This window comes from Pseudomonas sp. RL_15y_Pfl2_60 (assembly GCF_963970595.1).
Lineage (GTDB): Bacteria > Pseudomonadota > Gammaproteobacteria > Pseudomonadales > Pseudomonadaceae > Aquipseudomonas.
In genome coordinates this window covers 109253-131057 of sequence record NZ_CAXAOE010000007.1, presented here as the reverse complement: position 1 = coordinate 131057, position 21805 = coordinate 109253, and the positions used below count along the sequence as shown (strand labels likewise).

The following is a 21805-nucleotide window of genomic DNA, read 5'->3' as shown; positions in this document are numbered from 1 at the left end:
GGTATGTCATCACGGGTATCGCCCTATCCGCTGCGCCAATGGATATGGCGGGCATTTGTACAGAGCTCGCTGATTCCGCTGGTGCTGGTCGAGTGCGTGTTAATTGCTGTCTACATGCTAAGCAATTCGGCAATACGTGAAGCGCAGATGGGTTACCTGCGTGAAAATGCGCTCAGCCAGCTGTCGACCTCTGTTGACCGTGAGCGGCAGGTGATCGAGAGCCGTTTGAGGGGCGTGCAGGTTCAGGTTGAATTGCTACGTGATGCGACTCTGCAGGCGCTGCAGGACAAGGATTTCAAGCCGGACGCCCTTGAGCTAAATCGCTACAGGACGACCCCTGAAGGTATTTATTATTCCGAGGCGGTTAAAAACCGTGCGGCGTCGTTTTACTCGAACTTGACCCCTTTGGCGCAGCAAGATCACGACAAGGTCTTGCGACTGGCCCAGATTGATCCGCTCTTGCGCTCCATCCATGCGGCGAACCCGACTGTAGCGGCGGCCTATTTCAATAGCTGGGACAGCTACAACCGGATTTACCCCTCAATCGATACGCTTGCGCAATATCCGCGCAACTTCGACATGACCAAGTTCAACTTCTATTACAAGGCTGACGCTGAGCACAATCCGCAGCGCAAGACGGTGTGGACCGATATTTATCTCGATCCAGCTGGCCAGGGTTGGGTGATGTCGGCGATTGCGCCGGTGTATCGCGGCGATTTTCTTGAAGGGGTAGCTGGGCTCGATGTCACGGTCAGTGAGTTGATCGAGGAAGTCAGCGATTTGATTGTGCCCTGGAGTGGCTATTCCGTGCTTATCGGGCCACAGAACACCATTATGGCGCTGCCTAAGGCAGGTGAACAGGATTTTGGCCTGGAGGAGCTTACCGAGGCGTCCTACAACGGTGCGGTCAATGCTGAGGTCTTGAAACCCAAGCGTTTCAGCTTGGCTGGCCGTAAAGATATGCAATCGCTGCTGGCAGCCATGGAGCAGGGGGATAGCTCGGTTACCGAGACCTATTTAAATGGCCGAAAGCAGCTAGTTGCCTGGAGCGAGGTCAAGCAAACGGGTTGGAAGCTGTTGCTGGTGGTGGACGAGGTCAATATTTTCCGCGAGACCAATCGCATCGCCAGTCACTACCAGAGTATCGGCTACCTGATGATCATCGGCTTGCTGCTGTTCTACTTGTTATTTTTTGGCTGGATGTGGCTGCGTTCCAAGCGGTTGAGCGCTTTGTTGCTTAATCCGATAGATGCAATTGTGGGAATGTTGCGCCAACTCGGTGGTGGACAATACAAGCTGCAAGCGGTGCACAGCGAAATCAACGAGCTGGAATCCATTTCAACTGCGGTGCTGCAGACTGCCGAGCAACTACAGGCAAGTGAGATCAAGCGCCAGGAAGCCCAAGGCATATTGCAGCTAGTGCTTGAGAGCACGACCGAGAGCTTGTGGGAAGTAGACAGGCAGATGCTGACGATCAGGATCAGCGAGCGGTTTCGCAAGCGTTTCGGGCTACCCGCTCAAGTGGTCACCTTTAATGATTTCAATCAGCACATGCATCCTAATGATGTTGAGCGCCTGCGCCATTTACGCGAGCGGTTTTCCCAGAGTGATCAAGAACATTTCGAGGCGGAGTACCGTTATGCCGACGCGCAGGGTAACTACGTCTGGTTGCTCAGTCGCGGTAAGGTATTGGAGCGTAACGAGCAAGGTCACGCCATGCGTATCGCCGGTACTTATGTTGATGTCACGCGGCTCAAGCTGGCCCAGGAAGAGCTGCGTAGCGCCACATTGGAGGCGCAATCTGCCAGCCAGGCCAAGAGCCGCTTCCTGTCGAGCATGAGCCATGAATTGCGTACCCCGCTCAATGCAATTCAGGGCTTTGCCCAGCTGATTGAGCTCGATACCCAGGATAAGCCAGACCGCCAGCAAGAGGCTGATTACGCGCAGGAAATTGTCAATGCCAGCCGGCACCTGACCTCATTGGTTGATGACATCCTTGATCTGTCGAGCATTGAAAGTCGCACCCAGCAATTGCGCATGGAGGCTGTCGACGTTTCTGCCCTGTTATACGGTTGCGCTGAATTGCTTCAGCCCGAAGCCCTGCGTCGAGAGTTGGATATCGATGTGGGCATCAGCAGGGATGTGTCGTTGTACATATACGCGGATGCGCGAAGAGTTCGGCAAGTGCTGCTCAACTTTTTGTCTAACGCGATCAAATACAGTGCCCCGCCAGGCAGCATCAGGCTTGGTTGCGAGGTGCGTTCCGACTCCGTACGGTTGTGGGTTTGTGACAGTGGTGACGGGCTGAGTGAGGAGCAGATCAAGCAACTGTTCGAACCCTTTCAGCGACTCGGTCGTGAGAGCTCGAACATCCCGGGTACCGGAATAGGGTTGGTGCTCTGCCGTGAGCTTGCTCATTTGATGGGGGGCGAGATCGGCGTCACCAGTGAAGTGGGGCAGGGAAGTTGCTTCTGGATTGATCTACAGAGCGCCGGGCAACCGAGCGAGAGCCTGGATGACAGCTCGCTTGCGCCGCAAATACCGCTGGTGCTCTGTGTGGACAACAACTTGGTCACGGTGCAGCTGGCCAATGATGTCCTGCAGGGATTGGCCAATGTGCGTGGCGCCAACAGTGCCCAGCAGGCCTGGGCTGCGCTGGATGAAGAGCTGCCAAGCCTGCTGTTGTTGGACCTCGATTTACCAACGCCAAGCGAGGGCTTGAAGTTGCTCGGCAATATCCACGGTAATCCGGCGTTCACTGGCTTGCCCATCATTGTGATGAGTGGGCAGTCAGATGAGCAGCTGTTTGCGCAGGCGCGGGTGCTGGGTGCCAGGGCTTGCATGGCTAAGCCGGTCGAGCTCAAAACCTTGCGCCGCTTGCTGTTGTCATCGCTAGATGTTGTCAATCAGGCCGCTCGTTTATGAGCGCTATGAGGCTGGGCGCTGCAGCTGTGCAAGGTCTTTGAAGCGGGCATAAAAAAGCCAGCATTCAAGCTGGCTTTATAACGTTGGCGGCGGGAGGATCAGCCACCTGTCGTTGGGCGTGCTTAGCCTGCGTCGGTGTTTGAGTCACCGTTGGGGCCTTTGAGCATCTGCAGTGCTTGTTCCGCATGGCTACCGCATTCTTTCAAATCGCCAGCAGCCTGGGCTTCCTTGGCTGCTTTCAAATGCGACTCGACCTGCTCTTTCAGCGGGCTGCCCAAGGTGCTGATGACGGCGGAGTTGTCCGCAAGTTTTTGCAGGTTAACGTCACACAGGTCATCTGCTGCAAATGCAGGTGCTGTCAGAGCGGCTGCGATAATAAAAGCTGAAATACGTTTCATAATAGTCATCCTTTTCAATGGTAGATCTCGCGAGCTGACTCATTGTCGTGAGTCGCATCTGCGGGTTTCTCAAGCCATTTTAAAGCGCTCACAGAAAATGACCCCGCGCGCCGATTGAAAGTTCAGATTTTTTCAAGTGTCAGGTTCGCCAGCTTTTGCCAACAATTCGCCGAATAAACCCTGCACACCCCGCGTCAGGAAGGTGTGCAGCAATGGCTCAAATTGCCCGTGGTCGCGAGACTCGGTCAACCAAGTAGACCAGGCCGTGATAGTCGATTCCTGCGTGGTGGCTCAAGCCAATCTCGCAGGTGCGGCTGGTCGAAATACCTTCATCGCAGATCTGTACCGCGTCTTTCAAATCACGCAGCGAATGGCTGTTGAGCTCCGGTGTTGTAAAACCTTTGTCACCGGCAAAACCGCAGCAATGAATGCCTTCTGGAATCACCACTTGGTTCGAGCAGCGCCTGGCGATGTCGATCAAGCCTTGAGCCTCGCCCAGGTGCTGGGTGCTGCAGGTGACATGCAAGGCAATGGGCTTGTCTTGCGGGGTTATTTCCAAGCGATCAAGCAAATGCTCGCGGATGAATTTGACCGGGTCATGCAGCTTGAGCCGAGGGTCGATGCCGTCCTGGATCAGGCGCAAGGTGCAAGGGCTGGTGTCGCAGTAAATTGGGTCAAGTCCGCCACGGCTGGCTTCAAGCAATGCATTGACCAACTCGGTACGCTTACGCTCGGCTTGCTCTGCGTAGCCTTTGGAGGCAAATGGCTGGCCACAGCAGAGGTTTTCCTGGGCGTCGGGGAACACAACCTGATAGCCAGCTTTTTCCAGCAGGCTGCGGGTCTTGTCGATCAGCGGCATTTGTTCGCTGTCACTGAATGCCGGGCCCATGGCCCGTGATACGCAGGCAGCCAGATAGACCACACGGGGGCGCGCGTCGGTGGTTGGCTGGTGCACGCGTATGGGGCGTACCGCTTGAGGCATGGCTGGCGTCCACTGCGGAATCCGTTGTTTGGATACGCGGCTCAAGCTGGCGGAGAGACTTTGCAGGCGCGGTGCGCCGAGAAACTTGCGTACTCCGTTGGCCAACGTCAGCGTGGCACGCGTGCCATTGAGCGCCGTTTCGAAGTGATCGGCAAGCCAATTTGCGGTGCGAGTATGGGTTGCCTCTTTGGCGCGCAGCTTACGCACAAGGTCACCCGTATTGATGCCGACAGGGCAACGTTGCGCGCACAAGCCTGTCGCTGCGCAGGTGTCGATGCCTTGATAGTGATAATCGCGCTCAAGCGCCGTGGTATCAACGCCTGCGCGTTTTTTGGCTTGGATATCACGCCAGATAACAATGCGCTGGCGCGGGCTTAAGGTCAGGCCTTTTGAGGGGCAAACCGGTTCGCAGAAACCGCACTCGATGCATTTATCGATTATTTCATCGGCAGCGGGCAGTGGTTTCAGATTCTTCAGGTGAATCTGCGGGTCAGTGCTGAGCACGACGTCTGGGTTGAGGATGCCTTGTGGGTCGAGCAGGCGCTTGATTTGCCACATCAACTGATGAGCATCGCGGCCCCATTCCAACTCAACGAACGGCGCCATGTTACGGCCGGTGCCGTGTTCAGCCTTGAGCGAGCCGCCGAATTCCACCGCCACCAATTGGGCAACGTCTTGCATAAAGGCTTCGTAGCGAGCCACTTGCTCGGGTGAGTCAAAGGCTTGGGTGAAAACGAAATGCAGATTGCCTTCGAGTGCATGGCCAAAAATAATGGCTTCGGAATACGCGTGCTTGTCGAACAACTCAAGCAGGCGATTGACTCCTTCGGCGAGCTGCTCGACCGGAAAGGTGACGTCCTCGATGATGACCGTGGTGCCCGTCTCGCGGACCGCGCCCACGGCAGGGAAGGTGTCTTTGCGGATCTTCCACAGCTGGTTGTAGACCAGTGGATCGCTGCTGAAGTCGACCTGTTTCTCGACCGGGAACTGGCTGATCGAGGCGCTGATCTGGCCCAGTTGTTCGGCCAGCAAGCTGTCTCCGGCAGCGCGCGCCTCAATCAATAATGCGCAAGCGTTGGCGGATAGCGCCTTGACCCACTCTGGCATGCCTTTTTGATTCTCGACCGAGCGCAAGCTGCGGCGATCAAGCAGCTCGACCGCCGATACCGGCTGGCTTTTCAGTACGGTGACTGCGCGGCAGCAGGTCTCGACATCCGGGAATACGATCAAGGCGCTGGCTTTGTGCGGATGATCCGGCACCGTGTCGTAAGTGACCGAACTGATGAACCCCAGCGTGCCTTCCGAGCCGACCATCAGGTGGCTGAGGATATCCAATGGCTGATCGAAATCGACCAGTGCATTGAGTGACAGGCCGGTGGTGTTTTTCAACCGGTACTTGTGGCGGATCTTTGCCGCCAGTTCGGTATTGGCGCGGGTTTGTTGGCCTAGCGCTTTAAGCTGGGCAAGCAGCTCAGCATGGCTTTGTTCAAAGTTGGCAACGCTGGCGCTGTCTTCGCTGTCCAGCACGCTGCCGTCAGCCAGGACCAGGCGAATACCGGCGAGTGTGTGATAGCTATTTTGCGCCGTGCCGCAGCACATGCCGCTGGCGTTGTTGGCGACTATGCCTCCGATCTTGCAGGCATTGATTGAAGCGGGATCTGGGCCGATCTTGCGCTGGAATGGGGCAAGAGCCACATTCGCCTGGGCACCGATGACACCGGGTTGCAGGCGAATCTGCGCCCCTTGTTGACGTACCTCGCGTGCGTTCCAGTTGTCACCCAATACGATCAGTACCGAGTCGCTAAGGGCCTGGCCAGAAAGGCTGGTGCCCGCTGCACGGAATGTCACCGCCACTTGGTGCGCGGCGGCACACTTCAAAAGGCCGACGACTTCTGCCTCTGATTCAACGCGAACCACCAGCTTGGGGACAAGCCGGTAGAAACTGGCGTCCGTGCCAAATGCCAGCGTCGACAACGGGTCATCAAACAGGCGCTTGGCCGGAATCAGGCGTTTAACTTCAGTCAAGAATGCAGCAGGCAGGCTCATGCGAGCTCCGTAAATCATCGGTAGTTGAGCGGTATTCAAGCGATAGCAATGGGGTTGTTGGCAACCGCATTGCTCCGCTTTTTAGTTATGGCTAGGTTTAGCGGCCTAGTTCGCGAACCAGTGACTCGGCACTGATCTCGTTGATGGATTTAGCGCCAGTCAGCACCATTGCCACGCGCATTTCTTTTTCGATCAAGTCGAGCAAGTTGCGTACGCCTGCTTCACCAGCTACCGACAGCGCGTACAGGAATGCGCGGCCGAGCATTACGCAGTCAGCGCCCAGGGCGACCATGCGCACTACATCGAGGCCATTGCGGATGCCCGAGTCAGCGAGGATTTTCAGATCGCCCTTGACCGCGTCGGCAATGGCTGGCAGCGCACGAGCACTGGACAACACACCATCGAGCTGACGCCCGCCGTGGTTGGAGACAACGATGCCGTCGGCGCCAAATTTGACCGCATCCTTGGCGTCTTCCGGATCGAGGATACCCTTGATGATCATCGGGCCGTCCCAGAAATCACGAATCCACTCCAGATCTTTCCATGAAATCGATGGGTCGAAGTTGTTCGCCAGCCAGCCGATGTAGTCGGCCAGTCCGGTTGGGTTGCCGCGATACGTCGAGATATTGCCCAAATCATGCGGACGCCCCAGCAAGCCAACGTCCAAAGCCCATGACGGGTGGGTCACGGCTTGCAGCATGCGCCGTGCCGCTGCATTCGGGCCGCTCATGCCGGAGTGTGCGTCACGGTAGCGGGCGCCTGGCGTTGGCATATCGACGGTAAACACCAGCGTGGTCACACCGGCCGCCTTGGCGCGCTCAAGGGCGTTTTTCATAAAGCCGCGGTCTTTCAACACATACAGCTGGAACCACATGGGCCGATTGATCGCCGGGGCGACTTCTTCGATCGGGCATACCGACACGGTCGACAGGGTAAACGGAATGCCTTTGGCATCGGCTGCGCGTGCCGCTTGAACCTCGCCACGGCGAGCGAACATGCCGCACAAGCCGACAGGTGCTATTGCCACTGGCATCGACAGGGTTTCATTGAACAGGGTGGTTTCCAGACTGAGCTCGGACATATTGCGCAGCACGCGTTGGCGCAGGGCAATGTCAGCCAGGTCAGAAACGTTACGGCGCAGCGTGTGCTCGGCGTAAGCACCGCCGTCTGCGTAATGAAATAAAAACGGTGGCAGTTTGCGTTGGGCTGCGGCGCGGTAATCGGTAGAGGCCGAGATAATCATCAATAAAGCACCCTGTAATGTTGATTATGAGGAGCTTGCCAGGCGGGCGCTGCCCTCGACTGTGCGTGCCTAGAGTTGGGCACGCTTTCATATACGTTGCGTCTGTGGCGACAACATGCCCAGCCGGGCTGAGCATGTCGTATTGAAGCGCTTAGTGTGCGGCCATCAATGGATCGCTGATACCCAAACCATACACGGCAATCATGGCAATGATGCCGGTCAATAGCACGTAGTACAGCGTAGGCCAGATGGTTTTGCGCAGTGTATTGCCTTCGCGGCCGAGCAGGCCGACGGTAGCCGATGCGGCAACCACGTTGTGGATGGCCACCATGTTACCCGCTGCCGCGCCAATGGCTTGAGCCGCAACAATCAGTGCGCTCGATAAACCAAGGCTGGTGGCGACGCCAAACTGGAACTGGCTGAACATCATGTTGCTGACGGTGTTGGAGCCCGCAATAAATGCACCCAGCGCACCGATACTTGGTGCGAGCAGTGGATAAATACCGCCCACGCTATCGGCAGCCCAGCGTGCCATAACGATTGGCATGCTGCCCAGATCCGCACCGTTAACACCTGAGTTGATCAGGATACGCACCATTGGCACGGTGAAGAGCAAGACAAAGCCCGCACTGAGCAATACCGAGCTGGACTCTTTTACCGCAGCAGTCAGCTCACGCACCTTCATGCCGTGCAGGAAGAAGGTTGCTATCACCACGGCGACCAGGATTCCGCCGGGCAGGAATAGCGGCTGGAAGTTAGCGCTGACGCCCGTTTCACCCAGCAAATCCGGGAAGTTGATCACTACCGCCTTGAGTGCGTTGCCAACGTCCGGGAATACACGGCTGATCACCAGCAATACGCCAACCAGGACATAAGGCAGCCACGCGCGCAGCGAGCTCATTGGCTTGTGGGCCAGTTCGTCAAGTTTCATCTCGACGGTGCCGATCCACTCGGCTGGCCAATCTTTAGCCGGGGCAAAATCCCAAGCGGTTTTCGGTACCAGAAAACCCATGCGCGCCGCGCTGGTTACAATCGCCAAGCCAGTAAGGCCACCAATCAGCGATGGGAACTCCGGACCAAGGAAGACACCGGTCAAGGCGTAAGGTATGGTAAAGGCCAAGCCTGCGAAAATCGCAAATGGCAGCACTTCAAGGCCTGCTTTCCAGCTTTTTTCCTGACCGAAGAAGCGAGTCAGCATCATCGCCATGAACAGCGGCATCACCGTGCCGACAATGGCGTGGATGATCGCAACTTCGCTGGTGATCAGCTGCAGGAACTGCGCCCAGGATGAGCCGTGCTCCAGCAGCTGTGCGCCAATCGCATGGCTGTCCAGGCCGGTGCTGACACCGACGATAATCGGCGTGCCGACAGCGCCGAACGATACCGGAGTGCTTTGCACCAGCATGCCCATCAGCACAGCGGCCATGGCGGGGAAACCAATTGCAACCAGCAATGGTGCGGCAATCGCCGCCGGTGTACCAAAGCCGGACGCGCCTTCGATAAAGCAACCAAACAACCAGGCAATGATGATCGCCTGAATCCGGCGGTCAGGGCTGATGGTGGCAAAGCCTGCGCGGATCGCAGTGATACCGCCAGAATGCTTGAGTGTGTTCAGCAACAAGATCGCGCCGAAGATAATCCACAGCAGGCCCAAGGTGATCAGCAGACCTTGCAGGGTTGAGGCCAGGATGCGGGTGAAGCTCATGTCCCAAGCCAGCAAACCGACCGCAGCGGTCAGCAGGTAAACCAGAGGCATGGCCCGTTTAGCTGGCCAGCGCAGGCCGATCAGCAAAATGGCAGCAAGCAATATAGGCGAGAAAGCGAGTAAAGCGAGTACACCGGAATTCATCTGAAATCTCCGCTCAGTAGCGCGTAGGTGTGGCGTGGAGGTGCGAGCGAAGCTGGCTGTTCAGAGCAGCAAAACATGACGAACCTCAAAAGTTATTGTTATTAAAAATTCGATAAATTGGTAATACCAATTTACAAAATGTAGCGCTCAGGTTAAAAGTAGTGAGCTTGGCTGTCAAACCGCGAGATTAAGACTTTGGTCGGATGGCCTGCTGTTGTGCGGCTGTGGGCCAGGATATAGGCTTGTTTCTTCGCACTGCTCCAAGTGACGAATGGTCAAACCACTGAGGGTTAGCTATGGAAGTTGGGCCTTTGCGCCAGCGTCGTCTCAGCGATGACATCGTTGCGCAACTGGAAACCATGATTCTTGAGGGATCGTTAAAGGTTGGCGAGCGCCTGCCTGCCGAGCGCGTGCTGGCCGAGCGTTTTGGTGTTTCGCGGCCCTCGCTGCGTGAGGCAATCCAGAAGCTGGTTGCCAAGGGGTTGTTGGTCAGCCGCCAGGGCGGTGGCAACTATGTGGCGCAAACACTGGGATCAACCTTTAGCGACCCATTGTTGCTGCTGATGGAAAGTAATCCCGAGGCGCAGCGCGACTTGCTTGAGTTTCGCCATACCCTGGAAGGTTCCTGTGCCTATTACGCGGCGATGCGCGCGACCGAGCTTGATCTGGAGCGCCTGAAGAGTGCCTTCGATGCCCTGCAGGATTGCTACAACCGCAGCGGCAAGGTGACTCGTGCAGAAGAGGGCGCAGCCGACGCACAGTTTCACCTGGCTATCGCCGAAGCCAGCCACAATGCGGTGTTATTGCATACCATTCGTGGTCTGTTTGATTTGCTCAAGCGTAACGTGGTGACCAACATCGGCGGCATGTATGAGCAGCGCAGCGAAACCCGGGACATGCTGATCAACCAGCATAGGGCGCTGTACGAAGCGATTATTGGCAGGCGTGCAGATGAAGCGCGGGCGTTATCGAATCAGCACATTGATTATGTGCAGGAAGTGCTTGCCGAGGTGCAGCAGCAGGTTCAGCGCGAGGCCAGGGCGCAGCGCCGTTCGACGCACTACCCCTAGCCGCAGTGAGGCCGCGTTTTACTCTTTGCCCTTGGTGCGCATGGCGCGCTGAACTTCACGATCGGCGTCACGTTCTTTCTCGGTGTGACGCTTGTCGAAGTCTTTCTTACCTTTCACCAGCGCAATGGTGCACTTGACCAGATGGGCCTTCCACTGGATCGACAGGGCGACGCAGGTATAGCCTTTCTGGTTGACCGCGCCGAACAGCTTCTCCAGTTCGCGCTTGTTGAGCAAGAGCTTGCGGGTGCGTGTCGGGTCTGCAATCACGTGGGTGCTTGCAGTGGTCAGCGGGGTGATGTGGCAACCCATCAGCCAGGCTTCATCGTTTTTCAACAGCACGTAGCTGTCGGTCAACTGCGCTTTGCCGGCACGCATGCTTTTCACTTCCCAACCGGCGAGCGCGAGCCCGGCTTCGAACTTGGTTTCGATGAAATAGTCATGCAGCGCTTTCTTGTTAAGCGCGATGGTGTTTTCGTTCTGTTTCTTTTGTTTAGCCATAGGCGGCGCATTATAGGGAGTCGAACGCGCTCGCGCTATCTGCTGATGCACGACAATTGATTAATTGATTGCGTCGTCATCGCATACAAACCCCAGGCGCGGGCCATGCACGCTTGAGCCGCCTCGCGTTATCTCGGACAATGCGCGATCTTTTTTATCTGCACAACAGGCTAGCCGCACATGGCAAACGATAAAGTCTCGATTCACGGCGCCTGGGCCAGCCGCTGGGTATTTATTCTGGCCGCCACTGGCTCGGCGGTTGGGTTGGGAAATATCTGGAAATTCCCCTACATGACTGGTCTGTATGGCGGCGGCGCCTTTGTGGCCATGTATCTGGTTTGTATTGCCTTGGTTGGCTTGCCAATCATGCTGGCTGAAACACTGATTGGTCGACGTGGCCGGCAGAGCCCGGTCAATGCGATGCGCAGCCTGGCCAAAGAGTCTGGCGGTTCGCGCTATTGGTCAGTCGCAGCGGTGATTGGCATGGTTGCAGCGCTGCTGATCCTGTCGTTCTACAGCGTGGTCGCAGGCTGGTCGCTGGATTACATCATTGGCATGGGGCGTGGTGATTTCACTGGTATCGGTGCCGAAGGCGCAGGCGCGGCATTCGGCGGTCTGACTGATAACCCCTGGCGCCTGACGCTCTGGCATACGCTGTTTATGATCGGCACTGGTTTTGTCATCGCCAAGGGCGTGGTGGCTGGGCTTGAGCGCAGTTTGCGGATCATGATGCCAATGCTGTTTGTGCTGCTGCTGATCCTGCTCGGCTACAGCTTTACCACCGGGCATTTCATGGAAGGCTTTCACTTCCTGTTTCACTTTGACCCGAGCAAGGTGCAGGGCGGTATTCTCGCCGCGATGGGACACGCCTTCTTCACGCTCAGCGTGGGTGTGGGTTCGATCATGGTGTACGGCTCCTATATGCCGAAAAAATCTTCGATTGGTGCGACGGTATTGACGGTTGGCTTGCTCGATACCCTGGTCGCGCTGACTGCTGGCCTGGCGTTGTTTCCGATCGTCTTTGCCGCCGGGCTAGAACCCGGTGGTGGCCCGGGGCTGATGTTCGTCACCTTGCCGATTGCCTTTGGCAATGTGGCGTTCGGGCAGGTCATGGGCCTGGTCTTCTTTGTATTGGTTGCCCTGGCCGCGTGGAGTTCGTCTATTTCCATGCTTGAACCGGCTGTTGCCTACTTTGTCGAGCGTACTGGCCGCAGCCGGACCCAAGTGACCAGTTGCCTGGCGGCGTTTTGTTGGTTGGTCGGCATGGGGACGGTGCTATCGTTCAATATCGGTGCCGATGCCAAGTTCTTTGTATTTGCCAAAGACGGCTTCCACCTGTTTCAGTGGGGCGCAGAGGGCGGCAAAAACTTCTTCGAGGGCATTGATTACCTGACCAGTCGTATCTTGCTGCCCATTGGTGGCCTGGCGTTCGCCATGTTTGCAGGCTGGGTCATGACCCGGGACTCGGTGCGTGATGAGTTATCGATCAAAAGCCCGTTGCTGTTCAATATCGCCCTGTGGCTGATCCGCGTAGTGGCACCGATTGGTGTTTTGATTGTGTTTGTTGCAGAGCTGACTAAGTGAGAATTATGTTCGTGTTACATGAAGTCGCAGAGTTATGAGTACGCATATTCAACGCTCGGCGCTATTACCCTATCCGGCGCAGGCGCTGTATGACTTGGTCAATGACGTGGCGAGCTATCCGGAGTTTCTACCCTGGTGCTCAGCCAGTGAGGTGCTTGAAGTCACCGATGAGTTGATGGTCGCCAGCCTTGAAGTGGCCAAGGCCGGCTTTAGCCAGCGCTTTGTCACACGTAACACCTTGGTGCCGGGGCAGTTGATTGAGCTAAACCTTGAAGATGGCCCGTTTAACCATTTTCATGGACGTTGGGAGTTCAAGGCACTGGGCGACAAGGCCTGTAAAATCAGCCTGGACCTGACCTTTGACTACGCGGGCTCTATTGTCCGCGCAACCCTTGGCCCGCTGTTCAATCAGGCCGCCAACACCCTGGTCGATGCGTTCTGCCAGCGGGCCAAGAACTTATATGGATAGTGCGTCCCATGGATAGCAAAACCATTGTGGTCGAAGTGGTGTATGCCCTGGCCGATAAGCAAAAACTGCTGCGCCTGAGCCTGCCGTACGGCACCACAATGCGCCAGGCTGCCGAGCAATCGGGTATGCAGGCGCATTTTCCCGGCCTCGATTTAGCCAACAGTCCGCTGGGCATATTTGGCAAGGCCGTGGCCAAGCCCGAAGAGCGGGTGATGGAGGAGGGCGAACGAGTTGAAATCTACCGACCTTTGATCGCCGACCCCAAAGAGGTGCGCAAGCAACGCGCCGCCAAAGCAGCCAAGGCCAAGCAAGAGGCTGCAAGAGAGTAGGTGTGGCAACGCGAAGCTTGCCCACCAATGTTTGATAAATAAGCCAAGTGATTGATGATAAAAGCGTCATTCACCTTGTTTAAGTAACAAAAAAACCGGTTTTCACCGGTTTTTTTGCGTCTGGCGACTGGCGGCCGTTATTCGGTATCCAGCGGCTCAGGTGTAGGTACGGCAGCAGGCTCTGCGCTGTCGACGTCCTTCTGGATTTGCTCCAGCAGTGAGCCCGGTGCAGGCGGCTCTTCGTCTACTTTAGGCGCTTCGCTTTCTGGCTGCTCTCCGCTGCCGTCAGTCGGTGTGACAGTCGTCTCAGGCTCGTCGCCCATGATTTCCTGGTCACGGCTGACGCCTGGCTTAAAGTCGCCGGCTAGGCCCATAAGCTGGTCGTTGTCGTCAAACATCAGACTCACGCGCTCTTGCAAACGCTGACGACCGCCCGGTTGCATGCTGTACAGGTAATCCCAGCGATTTGCATGGAATGTATCTGTGATCAGCGGGTTGCCCATAATAAACCGCACTTGTTTGCGGGTCATTCCTGGGCGCAACTGGTCTATCATGTCTTGTGTGACGACATTGCCCTGTTGAATGTCGATTTTATAAACCCCGGGGAATGAACAACCGGCGAGTGCGATGAGCCCCGTAAAGGTGAGGCTGGTCAGCAGGAGCTTGGTTTTTTGCATCGGTGCGTGACTTCCACTATCTTGGCTGGGCAACGTAAACCCCGATCATACCCGTAATAAGGGAAGCTGCGAAACCGCTTCCTCGAGAAAGCAGACCATGGTTGAAAATAACGAACTACGCAAGGTTGGCCTGAAAGTAACCCTACCACGGGTGAAAATCCTGCAAATGCTGGACTCTGCAGGTCAACGCCACATGAGTGCAGAGGATGTCTACAAGTCGCTGATGGAGGCGGGTGAGGACGTTGGTTTGGCCACTGTTTACCGGGTGTTGACGCAATTTGAGGCCGCAGGCCTGGTTGTTCGTCATAACTTCGATGGCGGCCATGCAGTGTTCGAATTAGCCGATGGTGGCCATCATGACCATATGGTTTGTGTGGACACCGGCGAGGTGATAGAATTTGTCGACTCCGAGATCGAAAAACGCCAAAAAGAAATTGTAAGCGAGCATGGTTTTGAGCTCGTAGACCACAATCTAGTGCTCTATGTACGTAAAAAACGTTGATAGATCTTTTGGGGCAACCCTGAAGCTCCTTGCTTGGCGCGATTTGCTCGCGTTGTAAACATTAAAAAGGCGACCCGTTGGTCGCCTTTTTTATACCCTGAGCGCCTGAGTGGACTCAGGCCTGGGCGCTGCTGACCATTTGTCGGGCGTGGGCGATGGATTCATCGGTCAGGTCAACGCCGCCAAGCATCCGGGCGATCTCTTCAACACGTTGGTCGTTACTCAGTTTGCTGACTGCGGTGCGAGTAGCGTCATTGCCGCGCGCCTTGTGCACGAACAGGTGCTGATGACCCTGTGCCGCAACCTGAGGCAGGTGGGTGACGGTCAGAACCTGCCCGCGATCACCCAGGCGACGCAGTAGTTGGCCGACAACCTCGGCAGTCGGGCCGCCAATGCCCACGTCAACTTCGTCGAATACCAGGGTCGGTACCCGTGAGGTTTGCGCGGTGATGACCTGGATTGCCAGGCTGATACGTGACAGTTCGCCGCCTGATGCAACTTTGGCCAGCCCCTTGAGTGGCTGGCCCGGGTTGGCGCTGACCAGAAACTCAACCTGCTCCATGCCGTTAACGTGCGGCTCTGGGCTACTGCTGGCATGCAGTTGGATGCTAAAGCGTCCGCCGGGCATGCCCAGGGTTTGCATTTCCTTCTGTACCGCCTTGCCAAGCTTTTCGGCGCCCTTGCTGCGCAGGCGGCTGAGTTCGGCGGCTTTTTCTTGATAATGCCGTTCAAATGCGCTGAGTTCTTCGCTCAGGCGCTCTGCGGCCTGGTCGTCAGCGTTGAGGGTTTCGATTTCATCGAACAGCTGTTGCTGCATGTGCGGCAGCTGGTCGGGTTGGATCCGGTGCTTGCGCGCCAATGTATAGATAGCATCGAGCCGCTCTTCGAGGGTTTGCAGGCGCTCCGGGTCGGCATCGAAGTGATCGATGAAGCGATTGAGTTCGCCAACGGCTTCTTCGACTTGAATCTGGGCATTGGCGAGCATATTACTGGCTTCTGTCAGCGCCCCAGGCTGGCCTTGGAAGCTGCTCAGGCGGTTGAGGCTGCCAGTCAAGGCTGAAAGTACGTTGCCTGCGTCGCTCTCGCTGCACAGCTCCAAAACCTGGCGGCAGGCGCTGAGCAGGCTTTCGGCGTTGGTCAGGTTCTTGTGCTCTTGCTCAAGCTGCTCCAGTTCGTTGTCGACCAGGGCTAGGTTGTCCAGTTCTTCAAGTTGATAACTGAGCAACTGATGGCGCGCGCGCTGTTCATCACCGATGCTGGAAATGCGTTCCAGCTCGTTCTTGGTTTGCTTCCAGCGTTGCGCTGCCAGAGATACTTGGCGAGAGAGTTCCTGGCTGCCGGCAAACTCATCGAGCAGGCGACGATGGGTTTCAGCCTTGAGCAGCGATTGGTGTTCATGCTGGCTGTGAATATCAATCAGCAGCTCGCCAAGGGCCTTCAGGTCGGCTTGCGGGCAGGGTGACCCGTTGATGTAGCCGCGTGAGCGACCTTCAGCGGTGATCACTCGGCGCAAGATGCAAGGGCCGTCATGGTCCAGGTCGCGCTCTGCCAGCCAGGTGCGGGCCTCGGGGATGTCATCAAGATCGAAGCTGGCGAGGATGTCGGCCTTGTCTGCGCCGGGCCGCACGACACCGCTGTCTGCGCGGTCGCCCAGGGTCAGGCCGAGTGCGTCGAGCATGATCGATTTGCCTGCACCGGTCTCGCCGCTGATTACGCTCATGCCGCGCTCCAGCTCTAGATCGAGATGCTCAACGATTGCGTAATTGTGTACGGACAGGTGCACCAGCATGGTGAGGTCTCCGAGGTGTTTAATATGGTTATTTATACAGTAGTTTTTTTGCTGCTGGCAATATCCTTGTGCGACCTGTGTTTAATCTTGGTATTTGTGGGTGTTTTCCCCTTGAAGCAGTAAAAACCGCCCCCATATAAGGGGCAGAAGCGTGAATCAAGACTCGCGCCGGTTATTTAGAGGAGAAATGAGGCATGGCTGACGAACAGACCCTGGATACGCAGATTCCCGAGGCAGAAGCAGCAGTAGATGCCGCGCCGGGTGACGAACTGGCTGCTCGCGTGCAAACGCTGGAAGAGCAGTTGGCTACTGCGCAGGATCAATCGCTGCGCATGGCTGCTGATCTGCAAAACGTACGCCGTCGCGCAGATCAAGATGTTGAGAAGGCACACAAGTTTGCCTTGGAGAAGTTTGCAAACGACCTGCTGCCGGTCGTCGACAGTCTGGAGCGCGGCCTTGAGCTGTCGAGCCCGGATGATGAGGCGATCAAAGCAGTGCGTGAAGGCATGGAGTTAACCCTCAAGCTGTTCCGTGACACGCTGTCGCGTTACCAGTTGGAAGCGATTGATCCGCATGGCCAGCCGTTCAACCCAGAGTTGCATCAGGCCATGGCAATGCAGGAAAGCGAAACCCTGGAGCCAAACAGCGTGATCCAGGTGTTCCAGAAGGGTTACCAGTTGCACGGTCGTTTGTTGCGTCCAGCGATGGTTGTAGTGAGCAAGGCACCCGCCGCTCCGACACCATCAATCGATGAAAAGGCTTGAAATTAATTTTTTAGCCCCCATTAAACAATCAAGCGTTTTAGTGCTAGCGCAGTTGGCTCAGAACCAGTGCGCAATTATCAAAGTTTCGGGAGAGTAAACATGGGTAAAATTATCGGTATCGACCTGGGGACAACCAACTCCTGCGTCTCCGTTCTTGAAAACGGCAAAGCCAAAGTTATTGAAAACGCCGAAGGCGCGCGCACCACTCCATCGATCATTGCGTATGCAAACGATGGTGAAATCCTGGTGGGCCAGTCGGCTAAGCGCCAAGCAGTGACCAATCCGCACAACACCCTGTACGCGGTTAAGCGTTTGATCGGTCGTCGCTTTGACGAAGAAGTTGTACAGAAAGACATCCAGATGGTGCCGTACAAAATTGTCAAAGCTGACAATGCGGACGCCTGGGTTGAAGTAAACGATCAGAAAATGGCGCCGCCACAGATCTCGGCTGAAATCTTGAAAAAGATGAAGAAGACTGCCGAAGACTATCTGGGTGAAGCTGTTACTGAAGCGGTTATCACTGTTCCGGCTTACTTCAACGACAGCCAGCGCCAGGCGACCAAAGACGCCGGCCGTATTGCAGGCCTTGACGTTAAGCGCATCATCAACGAGCCAACCGCAGCCGCTCTGGCTTACGGTATGGACAAGGCCAAGGGCGACCACACTGTCATCGTTTATGACTTGGGTGGCGGTACCTTCGACGTTTCGGTTATCGAAATTGCTGAAGTTGATGGCGAGCACCAGTTTGAAGTGTTGGCGACCAACGGTGACACTTTCCTCGGTGGTGAAGACTTTGATATTCGTCTGATCGACTACCTCGTCGACGAATTCAAGAAAGAAAGCGGCATGAACCTTAAAGGTGATCCGCTGGCCATGCAGCGCCTGAAAGAAGCTGCCGAGAAAGCCAAGATCGAGCTGTCTTCGAGCCAGCAGACTGACGTAAACCTGCCGTACATCACTGCAGATGCGTCCGGTCCTAAGCACTTGAACGTGAAAATCTCGCGCTCCAAGCTTGAGTCGCTGGTTGAAGATCTGGTTCAGCGCACCATCGAGCCTTGCCGCATTGCGTTGAAAGACGCTGGCGTTGATGTCGGTGCGATCAACGACGTGATCCTGGTCGGTGGCCAGACCCGTATGCCGTTGGTCCAGAAGCTGGTTACTGACTTCTTCGGTAAAGAAGCGCGTAAGGACGTTAACCCGGACGAAGCTGTTGCCATGGGTGCAGCAATTCAGGGTGCAGTTCTGGCTGGCGACGTTAAAGACGTATTGCTGCTCGACGTATCGCCTCTGACCCTGGGTATCGAAACCATGGGCGGTGTGATGACTGCCTTGATCGAGAAAAACACCACGATTCCGACCAAGAAATCGCAAGTGTTCTCGACCGCTGATGATAACCAAGGCGCAGTGACTATTCACGTGCTGCAGGGCGAGCGTAAGCAAGCTGCGCAGAACAAGTCGCTGGGTAAATTCGATCTGGCTGAGATTCCACCAGCGCCACGCGGCGTGCCGCAGATCGAAGTGACCTTTGACATCGACGCCAACGGTATCTTGCACGTAGGCGCCAAAGACAAGGCGACTGGCAAGACACAGTCGATCGTGATCAAGGCTAACTCGGGTCTGTCCGAGGAAGAAATCGAGCAAATGGTGCGTGATGCCGAAGCCAATGCCGAGGAAGATCGCAAGTTTGAAGAGCTGGCGACTGCACGTAACCAGGGCGACCAACTGGTTCATGCAACCCGCAAAATGATCACCGAGGCTGGCGACAAGGCCACCGAGGAAGAAAAAGCGACCATCGAGAAAGCCATTGGCGAACTCGAAGTTGCAGTCAAAGGCGACAGCAAGGAAGAGATCGACGCTAAAGTGGCGGCGCTCTCGGAGGCGACTGCTCCTCTGGCGCAGAAGATGTACGCCGAGCAGCCGCAGCCAGGCGCTGAAGCCCAGCCAGAAGGCAAGGATCAAGGCGCTGATGATGTTGTTGATGCTGAGTTTGAAGAAGTCAAAGACAACAAGTAAGCCCAGGCTTGCTAGGCGCATCCCTGGTGGTTTCAGGGATGCGTTAAGGCTCCAGCCGGTTGTGGCGTGAGTCACAACCTGTATGATCCGCCGCGCGGGAGCTTGCTCCCGCGTTGGCATGTCTGGAGGGAATGATTTGCAAGGCAACGTCTGAAAAATTACTGCGCTAGGTATTACTGCGTTGAAAAACTGCTCAAAATGCTCATTTAGAACAACTAAAGTCGAGCGCGACCCCGGTCGCTTTTTTGCACTTTTTCGCCTTGTACTCCCGTCGCTCGCTACTTTTTTCAGAGGTTCCCAACGCGTTAATCAGAGACGCAGGTGCGATAGCTTTTTAACGATTTGTTCGAGGTGTTGAGGATTTATGTCTAAACGTGACTATTACGAGGTGCTCGGTGTTGAGCGCGGCGCCAGCGAAGCTGAGCTGAAGAAAGCTTACCGACGCCTGGCGATGAAGCATCACCCGGACCGTAATCCTGACGATAAAGTCTCGGAAGAAAAGTTCAAGGAAGCCAACGAGGCTTACGAAGTCCTGTCTGATTCGAGCAAGCGTGCCGCTTACGATCAGTACGGCCACGCAGGTGTTGATCCGAGCATGGGCGGCGCCGGTGCGGGCGGTGCAGGTTTTGGCGGCGCCAACTTCTCCGATATTTTCGGTGATGTGTTCAGCGACTTCTTCGGCGGTGCAGCGGGTGCTGGCGGCCGGGGGCGTGGTGGTGCGCAGCGCGGTAGCGATTTGCGCTACACCCTTGAGCTGGATCTTGAAGAGGCAGTACGCGGTACCACGGTAACCATTCGCGTACCGACACTGGCAAACTGCAAGACCTGCGATGGCTCAGGTGCGAAGAAGGGCACCACGCCTGTGACCTGTACCACCTGTGGCGGTATTGGCCAGGTGCGCATGCAGCAAGGCTTCTTCTCGGTGCAGCAAACCTGCCCGCGCTGTAATGGCAGCGGCAAGATGATTACTGATCCATGTGACTCTTGCCATGGTCAGGGTCGTGTTGAAGAACACAAGACCTTGTCGGTCAAAGTCCCGGCGGGTGTTGATACCGGCGACCGCATTCGTCTCTCGGGTGAGGGTGAAGCGGGCGCAATGGGTGGCCCGGCAGGCGACCTGTACGTGGTAGTGAATGTGCGCGAGCACGCGATCTTCCAGCGTGACGGCAAGCACCTGTATTGCGAAGTACCAATCAGCTTTGCTGATGCCGCCTTGGGTGGTGAGCTCGAAGTGCCGACGCTGGATGGCCGGGTCAAGCTGAAGATTCCTGAAGGCACCCAGACCGGCAAGTTGTTCCGCCTGCGTGGCAAGGGTGTTGCCCCTGTACGCGGCGGCGGTGCCGGTGACCTGATGTGCCGTGTGGCGGTGGAAACACCGGTGCACCTGGATCGTCGTCAGCGTGAGTTGCTTGAAGAGTTCCGCAAGTCGATTGACGGCGACAGCTCGCACTCACCTAAAGCCAATGGCTGGTTTGAGGGCGTTAAGCGTTTCTTTGGCGACCTGTAGCTCGTAGTCGTGCGCGAAGCGCTGTATTAAAAAGCTGCTTAATGTGCAGGTTTACCTAGTAAACTGCGGGTTAAGCAGCTTTTTTATTTGGGCAAAGCGCTTGCGGTATCTGTAGCGTAAGCCGGTAATCTTTAAGTGGGTGCCGGCCCGGGATTTTCAGTTTGGAGTGGTTTGGATATGCAACGTATTGCTGTGATGGGCGCCGCCGGGCGTATGGGCAAAACCCTGATTGAAGCGGTTCAGCAGGCCGAGGGTGCGCGCCTGAGCGCTGCAGTTGATCGCCCGGATAGCAGTCTGGTCGGTGCTGATGTCGGCGAATTGGTCGCATTGGGCAAGATCGGCGTGCAGTTGTCGGGCGACTTGAGCAGCGTACTTGATGATTTCGACGTGTTGATCGATTTCACTCATCCAACAGTTACCCTGAAAAACCTTGAGATTTGCCGCAAAGCCGGCAAGGCGATGATCATCGGTACCACCGGATTCAGTGTTGAAGAAAAGCAATTGCTCAGCGAGGCGGGCAGGCAGATTCCAATCGTGTTTGCGGCAAACTTCAGTGTGGGTGTAAATCTTTGCCTGAAGCTGCTCGACACTGCCGCGCGTGTGCTGGGCGATGAGGTGGATATCGAAATCATCGAGGCGCACCACCGGCACAAGGTGGATGCGCCATCCGGAACTGCGGTGCGCATGGGTGAAGTCGTTGCCAAGGCGCTGGGGCGTGATCTGCAGAAGGTCGCCGTTTACGGGCGTGAAGGCCAAACCGGCGCCCGTGATCGCGAAACCATCGGCTTTGCCACCGTGCGCGCCGGTGATGTGGTGGGCGATCACACGGTTCTGTTCGCCGCTGAAGGTGAGCGGGTTGAGATTACCCACAAGGCATCGAGCCGCATGACCTTTGCCAAAGGTGCCGTTCGGGCAGCTTTGTGGCTGCAGGGCAAGCCGGCAAAACTTTACGATATGCAGGATGTTTTAGAGCTTAACTAAGCACTTTGGCGGGCTCGCCAAAAAGTTGACTGCATTCTGCGGTTTTTAGCGCAAGTTGGGTGGACCAAAAATGCAGTTTCCTGTAAGCTTTCTGCTTTAGTGTGCCCACTAAAAGTTACGCAGAATGAATTCATAAAAAAAGCGGGATGACGGTTCACACGTCATCCCGCTTTTTTACA

The 21805-nt window shown here is 56.2% G+C and carries 17 protein-coding genes; 10 read left to right on the top strand and 7 right to left on the bottom strand.

Annotated features, from left to right (window positions below; genetic code table 11):
• Window positions 1-3: 3 nt before the first annotated feature.
• Window positions 4-2925, top strand: coding sequence for an ATP-binding protein (locus AACY26_RS18855; protein ID WP_339516284.1), 2922 nt, complete (start codon window positions 4-6; stop codon window positions 2923-2925).
• Between the two features lie 122 nt (window positions 2926-3047).
• Here AACY26_RS18855 and AACY26_RS18850 read toward each other — a convergent pair whose 3' ends face one another.
• From AACY26_RS18850 to AACY26_RS18835, 4 genes are all read right to left on the bottom strand, one after another.
• Window positions 3048-3323, bottom strand: coding sequence for a hypothetical protein (locus AACY26_RS18850; RefSeq protein ID WP_339516282.1), 276 nt, complete (start codon window positions 3321-3323; stop codon window positions 3048-3050).
• Between the two features lie 217 nt (window positions 3324-3540).
• Window positions 3541-6351 (bottom strand): FAD-binding and (Fe-S)-binding domain-containing protein, encoded by a 2811-nt coding sequence (locus AACY26_RS18845; protein ID WP_339516280.1) that lies wholly within the window; start codon window positions 6349-6351, stop codon window positions 3541-3543.
• 97 nt (window positions 6352-6448) lie between these two features.
• Window positions 6449-7594, bottom strand: coding sequence for an FMN-dependent L-lactate dehydrogenase LldD (lldD, locus tag AACY26_RS18840; protein ID WP_339516278.1), 1146 nt, complete (start codon window positions 7592-7594; stop codon window positions 6449-6451).
• Window positions 7595-7745: 151 nt separating this feature from the next.
• Window positions 7746-9443 (bottom strand): L-lactate permease, encoded by a 1698-nt coding sequence (locus AACY26_RS18835; protein WP_339516277.1) that lies wholly within the window; start codon window positions 9441-9443, stop codon window positions 7746-7748.
• A gap of 296 nt (window positions 9444-9739) precedes the next feature.
• Here AACY26_RS18835 and AACY26_RS18830 point away from each other — a divergent pair, with 296 nt between their 5' ends.
• Window positions 9740-10513 (top strand): FCD domain-containing protein, encoded by a 774-nt coding sequence (locus tag AACY26_RS18830; protein ID WP_339516275.1) that lies wholly within the window; start codon window positions 9740-9742, stop codon window positions 10511-10513.
• Window positions 10514-10531: 18 nt separating this feature from the next.
• Here AACY26_RS18830 and smpB read toward each other — a convergent pair whose 3' ends face one another.
• Complete coding sequence (gene smpB, locus AACY26_RS18825) at window positions 10532-11011, bottom strand: SsrA-binding protein SmpB (RefSeq protein WP_339516273.1); 480 nt, start codon at window positions 11009-11011, stop codon at window positions 10532-10534.
• 180 nt (window positions 11012-11191) lie between these two features.
• Between smpB and AACY26_RS18820 the strand changes: the two genes are divergently transcribed.
• From AACY26_RS18820 to AACY26_RS18810, 3 genes are read left to right on the top strand one after another with little or no spacing between them, the layout of a single operon-like run.
• A complete protein-coding gene (locus AACY26_RS18820) occupies window positions 11192-12595 on the top strand; it encodes a sodium-dependent transporter (protein WP_339516271.1) in 1404 nt (467 codons plus the stop codon).
• A 34-nt stretch (window positions 12596-12629) separates the two neighbouring features.
• Complete coding sequence (locus AACY26_RS18815) at window positions 12630-13064, top strand: type II toxin-antitoxin system RatA family toxin (RefSeq protein WP_339516270.1); 435 nt, start codon at window positions 12630-12632, stop codon at window positions 13062-13064.
• Between the two features lie 8 nt (window positions 13065-13072).
• Window positions 13073-13393 (top strand): RnfH family protein, encoded by a 321-nt coding sequence (locus tag AACY26_RS18810; RefSeq protein ID WP_339516268.1) that lies wholly within the window; start codon window positions 13073-13075, stop codon window positions 13391-13393.
• Between the two features lie 137 nt (window positions 13394-13530).
• Here the strand turns inward: AACY26_RS18810 and AACY26_RS18805 are convergent, their stop codons facing one another.
• The gene (locus AACY26_RS18805) at window positions 13531-14070 is read right to left on the bottom strand and encodes an outer membrane protein assembly factor BamE (protein ID WP_339516266.1); all 540 of its coding nucleotides are present in this window, start codon (window positions 14068-14070) and stop codon (window positions 13531-13533) included.
• A 97-nt stretch (window positions 14071-14167) separates the two neighbouring features.
• Between AACY26_RS18805 and fur the strand changes: the two genes are divergently transcribed.
• Window positions 14168-14572, top strand: coding sequence for a ferric iron uptake transcriptional regulator (fur, locus tag AACY26_RS18800; RefSeq protein ID WP_339516265.1), 405 nt, complete (start codon window positions 14168-14170; stop codon window positions 14570-14572).
• A gap of 115 nt (window positions 14573-14687) precedes the next feature.
• On the opposite strand, the gene recN is transcribed toward fur, so the two are convergent.
• Entirely contained in the window at window positions 14688-16361 is a 1674-nt protein-coding gene (gene recN / locus AACY26_RS18795) for a DNA repair protein RecN (RefSeq protein ID WP_339516263.1), read from the bottom strand.
• A 194-nt stretch (window positions 16362-16555) separates the two neighbouring features.
• Here recN and grpE point away from each other — a divergent pair, with 194 nt between their 5' ends.
• The 4 genes from grpE to dapB all read left to right on the top strand — a co-directional run bounded on the left by grpE (window position 16556) and on the right by dapB (window position 21626).
• Complete coding sequence (grpE, locus tag AACY26_RS18790; protein WP_339516261.1) at window positions 16556-17125, top strand: nucleotide exchange factor GrpE; 570 nt, start codon at window positions 16556-16558, stop codon at window positions 17123-17125.
• 99 nt (window positions 17126-17224) lie between these two features.
• A complete protein-coding gene (gene dnaK / locus AACY26_RS18785) occupies window positions 17225-19138 on the top strand; it encodes a molecular chaperone DnaK (protein ID WP_339516260.1) in 1914 nt (637 codons plus the stop codon).
• A gap of 364 nt (window positions 19139-19502) precedes the next feature.
• Complete coding sequence (gene dnaJ / locus AACY26_RS18780; RefSeq protein ID WP_089360433.1) at window positions 19503-20645, top strand: molecular chaperone DnaJ; 1143 nt, start codon at window positions 19503-19505, stop codon at window positions 20643-20645.
• Between the two features lie 177 nt (window positions 20646-20822).
• The gene (gene dapB / locus AACY26_RS18775) at window positions 20823-21626 is read left to right on the top strand and encodes a 4-hydroxy-tetrahydrodipicolinate reductase (RefSeq protein ID WP_339516258.1); all 804 of its coding nucleotides are present in this window, start codon (window positions 20823-20825) and stop codon (window positions 21624-21626) included.
• Window positions 21627-21805: the final 179 nt, after the last annotated feature.

Excerpts from the sequence above, each read along its gene's own strand:
- AACY26_RS18855 (WP_339516284.1), top strand. The coding sequence starts at position 4 with ATGTCATCACGGGTATCGCCCTATCCGCTGCGCCAATGGATATGGCGG.
- AACY26_RS18850 (WP_339516282.1), bottom strand. The coding sequence starts at position 3,323 with ATGAAACGTATTTCAGCTTTTATTATCGCAGCCGCTCTGACAGCACCT.
- AACY26_RS18845 (WP_339516280.1), bottom strand. The coding sequence starts at position 6,351 with ATGAGCCTGCCTGCTGCATTCTTGACTGAAGTTAAACGCCTGATTCCG.
- lldD (WP_339516278.1), bottom strand. The coding sequence starts at position 7,594 with ATGATTATCTCGGCCTCTACCGATTACCGCGCCGCAGCCCAACGCAAA.
- AACY26_RS18835 (WP_339516277.1), bottom strand. The coding sequence starts at position 9,443 with ATGAATTCCGGTGTACTCGCTTTACTCGCTTTCTCGCCTATATTGCTT.
- AACY26_RS18830 (WP_339516275.1), top strand. The coding sequence starts at position 9,740 with ATGGAAGTTGGGCCTTTGCGCCAGCGTCGTCTCAGCGATGACATCGTT.
- smpB (WP_339516273.1), bottom strand. The coding sequence starts at position 11,011 with ATGGCTAAACAAAAGAAACAGAACGAAAACACCATCGCGCTTAACAAG.
- AACY26_RS18820 (WP_339516271.1), top strand. The coding sequence starts at position 11,192 with ATGGCAAACGATAAAGTCTCGATTCACGGCGCCTGGGCCAGCCGCTGG.
- AACY26_RS18815 (WP_339516270.1), top strand. The coding sequence starts at position 12,630 with ATGAGTACGCATATTCAACGCTCGGCGCTATTACCCTATCCGGCGCAG.
- AACY26_RS18810 (WP_339516268.1), top strand. The coding sequence starts at position 13,073 with ATGGATAGCAAAACCATTGTGGTCGAAGTGGTGTATGCCCTGGCCGAT.
- AACY26_RS18805 (WP_339516266.1), bottom strand. The coding sequence starts at position 14,070 with ATGCAAAAAACCAAGCTCCTGCTGACCAGCCTCACCTTTACGGGGCTC.
- fur (WP_339516265.1), top strand. The coding sequence starts at position 14,168 with ATGGTTGAAAATAACGAACTACGCAAGGTTGGCCTGAAAGTAACCCTA.
- recN (WP_339516263.1), bottom strand. The coding sequence starts at position 16,361 with ATGCTGGTGCACCTGTCCGTACACAATTACGCAATCGTTGAGCATCTC.
- grpE (WP_339516261.1), top strand. The coding sequence starts at position 16,556 with ATGGCTGACGAACAGACCCTGGATACGCAGATTCCCGAGGCAGAAGCA.
- dnaK (WP_339516260.1), top strand. The coding sequence starts at position 17,225 with ATGGGTAAAATTATCGGTATCGACCTGGGGACAACCAACTCCTGCGTC.
- dnaJ (WP_089360433.1), top strand. The coding sequence starts at position 19,503 with ATGTCTAAACGTGACTATTACGAGGTGCTCGGTGTTGAGCGCGGCGCC.
- dapB (WP_339516258.1), top strand. The coding sequence starts at position 20,823 with ATGCAACGTATTGCTGTGATGGGCGCCGCCGGGCGTATGGGCAAAACC.